Source organism: Niabella terrae (assembly GCF_054783135.1).
In genome coordinates this window covers 429175-441404 of record NZ_BAAGRD010000003.1, presented here as the reverse complement: position 1 = coordinate 441404, position 12230 = coordinate 429175, and the positions used below count along the sequence as shown (strand labels likewise).

Here is a 12230-nt window from a genome sequence, read left to right as displayed (position 1 = left end):
TAAAACCTATGAGATCTTTAGAGTGATTCTCCCAATTGAGACATATCGAGCCCTTCAGCTTCTTCTTCTTCACTGACTCTAAGCGGAGTAATCATATCTGTTACTTTTAATATAATCATGGACATAATAAATACGCCGATCAATACACACAATGCTACGATTACGTGGGTCGAAAACAGGCTGGTTTCACCAAAAAACAGCCCTTTGGAAGCGACGCTATTGATACCGGGATTAGCAAAAACGCCGGTCAGAATCATTCCGACCAAACCACCTACGCCATGGCAGGGAAATACATCCAGGGTATCATCCAGACTGGTACGGGTTCTCCATTCTACCATCAGATTGCTCACCAGAGCGGCCACAACACCAATGACCAGCGCGTGTGGCAGACTGACAAAACCTGCAGCAGGCGTGATAGCAACCAATCCCACTACTGCACCAATACTGGTACCCATGGCAGAAGGCTTTTTACCTCTCAGTGCATCGTACATAATCCAGGTAAATGCAGCGGCACCAGAAGCAATGGCAGTAGTACCCAATGCGGTAGCCGCCAATGCGTTGGCGCCCATTGCAGAACCACCATTAAAACCAAACCACCCGAACCAGAGCAGTCCGGTACCCAGCAATACATAGGTAATCCGGGCGGGCTTCATATCTGTATCGGTTCTTTTCCTCAGGTACATGGCACTGGCCAGGGCAGCTACGCCCGCACTCATATGTACTACGGTACCTCCGGCAAAATCCAGTACGCCGAGTTTAGCCAGGAAACCTTCCGGGTGCCAGGTTGCATGGGCCAGAGGACAGTAAATGAAGATAATAAACAGACAGATAAATAAGACATAGGAAGTGAAACGTACCCTTTCGGAAAAAGCTCCGGTCACCAGTGCCGGTGTAATAATGGCGAATTTTAACTGAAAGAATACAAATACCGCAAGTGGCACAGTAGGTGCACCCGGCCAGGGGCTTCCTTCAAGGACGCCATTCATTAAAAAGAAAGTTGAAGGGTTACCAATAAACCCCCCGAGCATATTTTCTCCAAATGCCAGACTAAAACCAAACACCAGCCAGATAATGGTAACGATGGCCATGCAGATAAAACTCTGCAGCATCGTTGAAATTACATTCTTCTTTTTTACCATCCCCCCGTAAAAAAATGCCAGACCCGGAGTCATGATCAATACCAGTGCCGTCGAAGCCAGTAACCAGGCGGTATCGCCTGTATCCAGGCCTTCATGTTGAGGAATTGCAGTGGGGTTATGCCCCATGAAAATACTAAGAATGGTAACAATAATAAGCAGTAGAAACGGAAGAATTGCCAGTTTTTTGGTCATGTGCATAATAAAAATATTTAATATTTAATGAGCAAAGAGAACATTTGGTTAAACCAGTATAAAAATTTCTAATACTCAAAATTATGGGATTAAATCGAAATTATTATGCAATAAAACGGCATTTATATCATATATTTATATTAATAATATATTAAGGGCTCAAAAAAAGAGCCCTGCATAAAAATGGCACCAGCTGTTTATCTGAATTTTGTGAGGTCTGGTGCGTTATGCGGGGATTTCGAGTGATCCGGCACCATAGCCTGCCAGGACCGTCAGACCCGTTCAGCCGGAAAGTATCCCATGATAATACGGAGAAATAACAGCAACCGATTTTCAGTCTCGGGAAACACGTCCCGGATAAACCTTCAGTGCTATTTCCAGGCAATCCATCGCCTTTTCAATGGATTCCCGGTTGATGACATAAGCCAGGCGGACTTCGTTAAGCCCCAGGCCCTCCGTAGCGTAGAATCCCGTAGCAGGTGCCAGCATCAGGGTCTGCCCCTCATGCTGAAAAGACTCCAGCAACCACTGACAGAAACGATCACAGTCATCCACCGGCAAATGGGCAATGGCATAAAAGGCGCCTGGTGGCTCAGGACAGTAAACGCCCTCCATCTGATTGAGACGTTGCACCAGTAAGTCGCGGCGCCGGCGGTATTCTTCTTTCGGCTGATCAAAAAAATCCTCCGGCAGATCAACCGCAGCTTCACCGAGTAATTGTTCCAGGGCAGGTGGGCTGAGCCGGGCCTGGGCAAATTTCAGTGCGGTTTCATAAACCGCCGGGTTGCGGGTAACCAGTGCGCCTATCCGGGCGCCACAGGCACTGTATCGCTTACTGATGGTATCCAATAGAACGACATGCTCCTCCAGCCCTTCGAGTTCCATGGCACTAATGGGCTGGATACTGCCATAACTGAACTCCCGGTAAGCCTCATCGCTGAACAGATACAGGTTATGCGCTTGGCAGAGTGCGCCGATAGCGCGCATCTCTTCCTCCGTATAGATATAACCGGTGGGGTTATTCGGGTTACAAATAAGTATTCCCCTTGTCGCTGGCCCAATCACTTTGCTGAATGCTTCAACGGGTGGCAGGGAAAAACCAGTCTCGATTGTTGAAGGCACCGGCACCACCTTAACGCCGGCTTCACAGGCAAATCCCAGATAATTGGCATACATGGGCTCCGGAATAATCACTTCATCGCCCGGATTCAGGCAGGCAAAAAAAGCAAACATGATGGCTTCGCTTCCACCCGTGGTAATCAGTATTTGTTCGGCATTTACTTGAATGCCGATTTTCCCATAATAACCAGTTAAGCGCTGCCGGTAAGACTCATTTCCCGCACTTTGCGTATAAGCCAGCACGTTCAGGTTTGCCTGTTGGGCCGCTGCAATAATTTCCGGGGGGGTCTTGATATCAGGCTGACCAATATTCAGATGATAAACCGTAATGCCTTTCTTCCTGGCTGCTTCCGCGAAAGGCACCAGTTTACGAATTGGAGAAGCGGGCATCACCTTGCCGCGATGGGAAATCTCTAGCATAAAATCAAAGTTAAAAATTATTTAAACAGGCGGAGTTCAATTCTCTAAACAATCGGGGTATTAGGGCGTGCATCACCAAAAAAACCCTGCCGAAGGGCAGGGCTTCTTCCATAATATTTGATGTACTTTATTTTTTGGCGGCGGCGGCTACTACTTCGCCGGTAAAGTACACGATTTTAGGCTCATCATAGCCCGCAATATAAATTTCCACATCCTTGTTGACGGGACCTACTGAAGGTGCACTGTATTCTACTTTCACTTTTCCGTTTTTACCAGGCATAATCGGCTCCTTCGGCTTTTCAGGTACGGTACATCCGCATCCGGCCAGGACATTCTTCACCACCAACGGTTTCTTGGTCTGATTCACGAACTCCATATAAAAGGTAACCGGCTTACCCTGAGGTACTTTACCGATATCATATTTTTCTTTGACCATCTTAATGGCATTATCGGCTGATGTAACCGGTTTGGCACTGGTTTTTGACTGTGCCTGTACGGTAATCAGTCCGGCAAAAAATACCACCAGGATTAAATAGAGCTTCTTCATAATCGTTTACTATATATTTTAAATTTACAAATCCGGGCCCAAAAGTATCGAAAAGATGACGGTCGTACTGTCCGGGTTGCATAAAATTCGCAAAAATTTAAAATTATCTGCCTCGAAGACATAAAAACTGGCTAAAAAGCCGGTTTGTTGCGTGTTTTTAAATGGATCTGATGGCCGGTTTTAAAAATTACTGATAGCCAGCCTATTACAGGATTTATCCACATTCCTTTCACGCTCAATTTTTTACAATAATAATCGCATTGATAATCCGTTAATTATATTTAGGGGGAGTCCCCTATTTTTGTCGAATGGATATGGTACAACCAGACAACATTTTAACCAACGATCAATTATCTTTTGAGAAGTTTAAAGATGGTGTCTTACATGATTACTACATCGCCTGCCTGAGCAGAGAAACCAGCCTGATGGGGCGCAGAGAAGTGCTTACCGGAAAGGCCAAATTCGGAATTTTCGGAGATGGTAAAGAAGTAGCCCAGGTGGCCATGGCCAAGTTTTTCCGTGCGGGCGACTGGCGCAGCGGTTATTACAGGGATCAGACCATGATGTTCGCGCTGGGCGTGTCCAATCCACAACAATATTTTGCGCAACTATATGCCGATCCAGACATAGAAAGGGAGCCTTTCAGTGCAGGTCGCCAGATGAACTGCCATTATACCAGCCGTAATATTGATGAAAACGGCAATTGGCTGGACTTGGTACATATTAAAAATTCGGCAACGGACATGGCGCCTACCGCCTCTCAGATGCCCCGTTCCCTGGGTCTGGCTTATGCATCCAAAGCTTTCAGGGAAATCGACAGCCTGAAACAGTTTACCGAACTGTCTGATAACGGCAATGAAGTATGTTTCTGTACCATTGGTGATGCGTCGACCAGCGAAGGACATTTCTGGGAGATCGTAAATGCTGCAGGTGTAGCACAAGTGCCCCTGGCTATATTTATATGGGATGACGGTTATGGCATTTCAGTTCCCAGGGAGTACCAGACCACCAAGGGGTCCATTTCCAAGGCCCTGAAAGGTTTTGAAAAAGAAGAAGGCACCAATGGCTTTTATATTGCTACGCTGAAGGGCTGGGATTATATGGGCATGGTGGAAGTCTTTGACGAAGGCTTACAGCTGGCCCGCGACACCCATACCCCCGTAATTTTCCATGTGGAAGAACTCACGCAACCCCAGGGCCATAGTACTTCCGGCAGCCACGAGCGTTATAAAACGCAGGAAAGACTGGAATGGGAGCGGGAATGGGATTGTTTGCGCAAGATGCGGGCCTGGATACTGGAAAATGCCCTGACCGATGAAGAACAACTCGATCAGATCGAAGCCGATGCCAGAGCCCTGGTTAAAAGATCAAAGGAAAAAGCCTGGCAGGAATACCTGACACCCATAAAAAAACAGGTGGCAGCCACCCGGGAAATGATTGAGAAGCTGGTCCCTGTAAACCCGCAGAAAGAAACAGAACTCAGCAAGATTGCGTCCAATCTGAATTCGTTAAGAGAACCTCTGCGGAAGAATTGTTTGCAAAGTTTGTTTCAGGCCATGCTGGTTTGTTCGACCGTACCTCAGGAAATACAACAATATTACCAGGACCTGCAAAAACAGAATGAAGTCCTGTTTAACAGTAACCTCTATGATCAGGGACCTAAAAGCGCATTGCATGTCCCGGCCGTCCGGCCTGAATACAGTGAGCAGGCCCAGACCATCAACGGATATCAGATACTGAATAGATATTTTGACCAGCTGTTCGCATCGCACCCCAAAGTGCTGGCATTCGGAGAAGACCTGGGGAAAATCGGCGATGTGAATCAGGGCTTTGCCGGACTGCAGGCCAAACATGGCGAAGACCGGATCTTTGATACCGGAATCCGTGAACTCTCCATTATGGGACAGGGCATCGGAATGGCTTTACGGGGACTGCGGCCGATTGCAGAAATTCAATACCTGGATTACCTGGTTTACGGCCTGCAACCGCTAACCGATGATGTAGCCAGTCTGTTTTACAGAACCGCAGGCCAGCAATCCTGTCCGATTATTGTCAGAACCCGCGGGCACCGACTGGAAGGTATCTGGCACAGTGGTTCCCCCATGGGGCTGGTAATCCATGCACTTAGGGGCATGTACGTTTGTGTGCCCAGGAATATGGTACAGGCGGCAGCGATGTATAATACCCTGTTGAAGAGTAATGATCCGGGCATTGTCATCGAGAGTCTGAACGGTTACCGGCTGAAAGAAAAGTTACCGGATAATCTGGGTGATATCACTGTGGCATTCGGCGTTCCTGAAATACTGAAAGAAGGTACCGATATTACCATCGTAAGTTATGGTTCCACACTCAGAATTGTCGAACAGGCGATGAAACTGGTAGAACCCCGCAATATCAGCTGTGAGCTGATCGATGTACAAACCCTCCTGCCCTTCGATATTCATCACCGCATCCTGGAATCGCTTCAGAAAACCAATCGCATCATTTTCGTAGATGAAGATGTTCCCGGTGGTGCAGCGGCCTATATGTTCAATCATGTAATGGAAGTACAGGGCGGATACCGTCATCTGGACGTCGCTCCCCGAACCATTACCGGCAAGGAGCACCGACCCGGTTATGGTAGTGACGGGGATTATTTTTCCAAACCTAATGCGGAAGAAATCGCTGCGGCCCTAATAGAAATGATGAACGAGTAGTTGGGTATTCCGGAAAACTTCTGTCGCTAACAACCGGGCTTCCTGGCCACGGTACTGACCCCGCAACTAAGAAGTAATCTTAAGCTGATTGCCGAGTCTTTCAATGATACAGGAATCTTATTCGTATGCGTCTTGGTTTTAAGAAGGCTTTACAGTATATGCGGGATTCCATTGTGTCCGGGCACCACTGTACAATGCCTGATTGGCCAGATCCACAGAGATGGCCGTGGTGGCGCCGGTGTAAATATTTGAATCCGGCAATTTCCTGGTGGACAAGCAACGATAAAAGTCCTGTAAGGCATAGAAAGTGCCATCTTTGTCGGGCTCGGGAAGCAAGGGCGTGCCACCTTCACGGTTCCAGTCAATTTTTGACGCACCACTTACGCCGTCGACCACCGTTTGTTCCTTCCTGGCCGCCTTCTCCGGAAAAAACAATCCCTGATTGGTCAATAAGGAAATGGTTCCCTTCGTGCCTTTGATCTTAAACAGATAGCCATCATGCGCATTCCCACAGGTGGCACCGAAATTTCCGATGATGCCTTTGTCTTCGTAGCGGACCATTACCTGTACATTGTCGTAAGTTTCCCGACCGTCCTTAAATACATCTATTCCACCGGTAGCCTGAAAGGAAGAAGGCAGGCTCTCGAAAGCCCAGTTGATAAAATCGATCTGGTGCGACAATAACTCGGCGACCAGGCCACCTGAATAGGCTTTATACAATCGCCAGTTGATTTGCTTTTCCAGCGAAGGTTCCGGTACGGGTCGCCGCCAATCCGCATTTCTGTCCCAACGGCAATCGATCTGACTGACGGTCCCCAGATAGCCCTTGCTGATAATATCTTTGACTTTATAATATAAGGGCGCATAGCGGTACTGATGCCCCACCTGCAACACCTGCCGGGGTCTTGCCGCGGTCATTTTCACCAGTGACAGTGCCTGCTCAATATTATAAGTCATCGTTTTCTCCAGATAGACATGCTTGCCTGCCTCCAGGGCTGCCACTGCAATCTGGAAATGGAGGTAAAGGGGGACGGCAATGACCACTGCATCCAGTTGCCGGTCAGCCAGCATTTGACGGTAATCCGTGTATGTACGGGCCTGACCCGCCATTTTATGTGCTGCCTTAAGCCTGAAATCCAGTACATCACAAAGTGCCGTCACGATAAACTGATCCTTCAGCGTGGCCAGCACATGCATCATGCCCCTGCCCCTGTCACCACAACCGATAATGCCGATAGTGAATTTTCCGCCCCTGCCTTGTCCCATTAGTTTCCAGTCGCCGGCAATCATTCCACCCGCCACCAGACCGGTACTTTTCAAAAAATCTCTTCTTTCCATGAACTAGTTTGAATATCATTTAATCTAAGGGCTGTAACCTGCATCCCAGGTACACAAATTACCCAGGCAGCAAAATTAATGTTCATAACGGAAAGTAGAAACCTCAGCCAGACCAGGCTGTTTCTGACCGTCATGCCCCGTCAACGGCACCAGTTTAAAATACCGAAACTCTTTCCTGGCGGGTAGTTCGATAAACTGCCGCAACAGGTTAACGTCATTGAGGGTAAAACTGCCCAGGCTTTCCCAGTTATTGTTGTCATTGCTGCTCAGGATTTCGAGGTCTTTAATCTTACGGTCTCCTGACTTCTGGGAAAAAATAAAACCATCCACCGTAGCTTTCTCCGCCATATCAACGACGACAAAATGATCCGGATAATTAGTCGCATCCGAGGAATACCGGGTAATCCAGATGGTGGTCAGGTTATCGTCGATGATACAGGAAGCCAACCGCCCATTATGGGGCTCTTCCGAACTTACCTCCGCAATACTCCAGTTCTTTTTGGAATGAATATAGCGCCAGGGCTCCCCCGAGGGCCTGAGCTGAGGTACGGACATAACCGTGGGCAGGCCAAAATTCGGTGAGCCGTCTGTATTCCAGGTAAATGGCTGAATGCGCGGACTCCGCCCACCTGAGCTTCCCTGATTGGCCGCAGAACGGGCATGATACAGCAACCAGTCCTCTTTGCCGTCGGGAGACTTGAAGAATCCATTATGTCCCGTTCCAAAGGCGCTGCTTTCAGACCGCATCGCGAACACCGGATGGATCTTCTTGGTCCAGTCTGTCGCTTGCATGGGATCGCCTCCCTCCCGTAGGGTGAGCTGACCCAGGCAATAACCGTCAGACCAGTAACCACTGGCGGAATAAATGATAAAAACCTGTCCCTGCGCATTCTTAAGTACCTGGGGGCCTTCATTAATCGGGTTGCCATTCTTTTCCCAGGCAAATTCGGGCGTTGAGATCAGCTGCTTTTCACCGGTAATGGTCCATGGATTGCTCATTTCGGCAATATAGAGACTTTGCGGAGCCGCCCCGGCATTACCGCCCGACCAGATCATATACATTTTTCCATTGTACTCCAGAATCGTTCCGTCGATCGCCCACATGTCGGTAGGGTCTGAAACTTTGCCTTTAAACTCCCAGCTGCCTTCCACCGGCGTAGCAGCGGTATTTTCCACCACATACATGCGATGGTTGGCATTGCTGCCGTCATCCGCCGCAAAATAAAAATACCAGTTCCCGTTTATTTCGTGCAGCTCGGGCGCCCATAAATTCTTGGAGTACATTTCTCCGGAAGGAGGAGACCATACATCATACCGCCTTGCGGAAGCCAGTTCCGACATATTCTTAGCCGCCAGGATGACCAGTTTACTGCCCTGGGTATAAGTATAATAATAGATCCCATCCTTTTGAATAACCCAGGGATCCGGCCCTCCTGGCATGACGGGATTGGTAAACGTACTGTCCAGGGTGAAATTTGCCCAGGGACCTGCAGGCTCCTCCGGTTCATCCTCCTCCTGCGGAATGGGATCATAATACGGAGCATCCACTGTTTTACGGCAGGCATCCAGCAGCAGCAGTCCGGATAATAAACTGATCAATAGAAAAATTTTCTTCATGCGTTGCTTTTTGTAGTTGTAAAGGGTCCTGTTCGTCCTGCCTTGCTTCTTCCCGGACATCGGAGCAAGCCGATCAGCACCACTGTCATTTAAAATTTAGCTTACCATTGAATTGCCTGGTCTTCGTCCGGTATCAGAATATTTCGGGAACGCTCCATGGTCATACTACCCTCGGCCCGATACCGCACCGGAGTTCCCGGCATTGTCGTGATGTCATCGTATTTATACCGCAGGTGCACAGTACAATACTGCTTCACCAGGTATTTTTTGGTAGCATCCACGACTTCCCGAAGTTCATAAGTGGGCTGTCCGAGCATTTCAAAATTGATCGCCGCATTCGGTGCATATACATTTAAAGCGCCGACCTTTTTGCCATCTGCTTCGGTAATCGGGTCCAGAAACTCCATAACGATCTTGTAATTACTACGCACTTCTGCCTCTTCTTCCTGGGCACCTGCATAGAAAAATACCGAACGCTCATCCACTACCCAGGCAGTACGTGTACTGGCGACCAGTGGATTCTGGGTTTCACTATCCAGGTAGATATTCATAGAAGTTGACGAATACTTTCCGGAATAATCATTAAAGGGGTTGATCTGCAGTAATGCCTTACGCCAGCCTTTGCGTTCATTGGAAATATAAGTGGGATCATCGATAATGGTCAGCGGCAGCACATAGCGCTCCACCAGATCCAGATTCTCAAATTTGAACCGGATCTTGAAGTTCTCGGTAGAAGATCCTCTGGGTATATAGCAGGTCGGGTCGTCCAGTGTAAAAAACTGCTCCGGCAACTGTTTGAAATATAAGTCGGTCCGATGCTGATACTTCTGTTTATTAAAAACATTCAGGGTATCATTGTCCACACCGATTCTGACATGCAGATCTTCATGATTCAACTGGGAGCCGCTGACGATTACGGGCAAATCATAGACCACTTCCCCCGTCTTGTTATACCGAAGGTATACGGGCGATACCCCCTCGCTGTTCAGTCGCGCTTTAAAGGAAACCATCTGGGTATACAGTTCATCCTTCCATTCGTCATTACAGGCGCTGAACAACCAACCCGATAATAAAATGACGATATATATATATGATTTTTTCATTCTTAATAACTTATGATGGGTAAAATACTTGGCAACATTTTTAATCAAAGGAAGGCCAGCCAGGTGATTGTGTCAGCCTCCGGTTCTTCTTCAGCTCATCCCAGTGAATCGGCCAGAAATACATCTTCTTTGAAAAAGTAGTTTGTAAAAGCGGTACCCGTACCGGCGTATAGAACAGGGCCGCTTTTTCTTTAGTCATAATTGTATTAAAACCATAAATCTGTTCAGCTTCCTCTACCGGTGCATCTTTCCAGCGCCGCAGGTCATAATAACGCTGATTCTCGCCCAGAAATTCAATTTGCCGTTCCCGTTTGATCATCCTGCGCAGTTCGTCTTTGCTACTGTAAACGGCATTATCATAATTAGGGACACCGGCGCGGATCCTTACCTGACCGATCGCCTTTTTCATTTCTTCCGGGTTCCTGGAGATGGACTGACTGCCCTGATCATCCCAGCTCGGAATCGTATAAGATCCGCCTAGTTCATTAAGGGCCTCGGCATACATGAGCAGGATATCGGCATAACGAATGGCCAGGTCTACCTTGGGATAAATCTTGCCTCCATTACCGGAATTATTGTCTTTGGGGTTCACAAATTTCATGATACCGATTCCTGTAGGCAGCCAGGTGTCACTGTTCTGATATCCGTTGTATTCCCCCCGATAATAAAAAACCTGCTGATTGGTGACGGTGGGCAGGTTGTTGACCGCACTTGACATAGTCCATAAAGCACCACTGAAGGCCACCGATGCGTAAAATCGCGGCTCCCGGTGTGCAAATTCCTTCCATACATTGGGCAGTAATGGACGGAACGCATCCACTTCTTCCTCCCTGACAAACATATTGTCGCCATACAGGGAGCGTACAGCGTCCCGGTCGAATTCAGCACCGTCATCCATCGCATACGCATCGCATTGCTTCAGCGTTAATCCGTGTGAATTATAGCCGCCTCCTGTCTTGGGCATCTGCAATCTCGCCAGCGCCATCACGCCACCCTCGGCATTGACCTGGTTATTGCCACGTGTAAAGATCATTTCAGGGTTCTCAGAAGCATACAGCTCGCCGTTGAATACGGAACGATAGGATTCAAAAGGATCAATATCAGCCCACCCATCCGGAAAATTCTTCTCTGAATAATCAGGATGATAGGGAGGTGCGATGGTGGCCGGATAGTCAGTGGTCCCCCTTGTTTTGAAAACTGCCGTATACAGTTTGTACACCCCCAGATCTATTACATCTTTGGCAGCCGCCGCGGCCCTCGCCCATTTTTCTTCCCGGTATTGCTGGTCAATCAATATCCGACCTTCATCATCGGTAAAATCTGCCATATCCGCGTTGCCGTTGGCCAACGGGCTGGCGGCGTACAACAGTGCTTTGGCGCGGGTAGCCAGGGCCGCACCCCGCGTGGGCCTTGCGATATTACGGTTATCACGTTTGAGCGGCAGATCCCGGGCTGCCAGGGCCATTTCGCTGGCGATATAATCGGCTACCTCATCATAACTGTTGCGCGGAAAAGACAAAGCATCATAGCTTTCATCATAGTCCACGCCTTCATCCGGCATGATCGGTACGGGTCCGTACTTACGCAACAGCAACCAGTAAAGATAGGCTCTCACAAACCTGGCCTGTGCTTTGTAATCTGCCACCTGTTGCGCGGTAAAACTGCTGCCGTCAGCCAGACTATGTATCATTACGGAAGCCTGACGAATACCTCCGTAAGACTGCGACCATGACTGAATCAGGGTATGGTCGTATTCACCGAATTTAAATTTCCGGTAGCGGTCACCATTGTTACCGCCTGATTCATTAAAGTACATGTCGTCGGAATAATTGGTAATGTTGTTACCGGTATTCCCCATCTCGAGATTATTATTTAACAGCGCATTATAGCAATTGGCCAGCCACTGTTCTGTGTAATCTTTACTGCTGAATATGCGCTCCTCACTTTGACGATCGTCAAAGAAATGTTCGACACTAAGGTATTTGCGGCAGGAGCTCAGGCAGGCCATCATTCCAGTCAACAGCACGCCGATGATAATTTGTTGATACTTCATAACCTT

At 48.2% G+C, this 12230-nt stretch carries 8 protein-coding genes; 1 reads left to right on the top strand and 7 read right to left on the bottom strand.

Annotated features, from left to right (window positions below; translation table 11 throughout):
* Positions 1–17 precede the first annotated feature (17 nt).
* From ACYVI9_RS04700 to ACYVI9_RS04690, 3 genes are all read right to left on the bottom strand, one after another.
* A complete protein-coding gene (locus ACYVI9_RS04700) occupies positions 18–1337 on the bottom strand; it encodes an ammonium transporter (RefSeq protein WP_460761338.1) in 1320 nt (439 codons plus the stop codon).
* Between the two features lie 327 nt (positions 1338–1664).
* On the bottom strand, positions 1665–2870 hold the full coding sequence (locus ACYVI9_RS04695; RefSeq protein WP_460761336.1) for a pyridoxal phosphate-dependent aminotransferase: 1206 nt from the start codon (positions 2868–2870) through the stop codon (positions 1665–1667).
* A gap of 127 nt (positions 2871–2997) precedes the next feature.
* Positions 2998–3417, bottom strand: coding sequence for a DUF1573 domain-containing protein (locus ACYVI9_RS04690; RefSeq protein WP_460761333.1), 420 nt, complete (start codon positions 3415–3417; stop codon positions 2998–3000).
* A gap of 308 nt (positions 3418–3725) precedes the next feature.
* Between ACYVI9_RS04690 and ACYVI9_RS04685 the strand changes: the two genes are divergently transcribed.
* Complete coding sequence (locus ACYVI9_RS04685) at positions 3726–6113, top strand: alpha-ketoacid dehydrogenase subunit alpha/beta (protein WP_460761330.1); 2388 nt, start codon at positions 3726–3728, stop codon at positions 6111–6113.
* A gap of 138 nt (positions 6114–6251) precedes the next feature.
* Here ACYVI9_RS04685 and ACYVI9_RS04680 read toward each other — a convergent pair whose 3' ends face one another.
* The 4 genes from ACYVI9_RS04680 to ACYVI9_RS04665 form a co-directional block, all read right to left on the bottom strand.
* Positions 6252–7451 (bottom strand): Gfo/Idh/MocA family protein, encoded by a 1200-nt coding sequence (locus tag ACYVI9_RS04680; protein WP_460761327.1) that lies wholly within the window; start codon positions 7449–7451, stop codon positions 6252–6254.
* Positions 7452–7526: 75 nt separating this feature from the next.
* Positions 7527–9068, bottom strand: coding sequence for a family 43 glycosylhydrolase (locus tag ACYVI9_RS04675; RefSeq protein WP_460761325.1), 1542 nt, complete (start codon positions 9066–9068; stop codon positions 7527–7529).
* Between the two features lie 101 nt (positions 9069–9169).
* Positions 9170–10171: a DUF4973 domain-containing protein gene (locus tag ACYVI9_RS04670; protein WP_460761322.1), complete on the bottom strand. Its 1002-nt coding sequence runs from the start codon at positions 10169–10171 to the stop codon at positions 9170–9172.
* A gap of 40 nt (positions 10172–10211) precedes the next feature.
* Positions 10212–12224 (bottom strand): RagB/SusD family nutrient uptake outer membrane protein, encoded by a 2013-nt coding sequence (locus tag ACYVI9_RS04665; RefSeq protein WP_460761319.1) that lies wholly within the window; start codon positions 12222–12224, stop codon positions 10212–10214.
* Positions 12225–12230 lie beyond the last annotated feature (6 nt).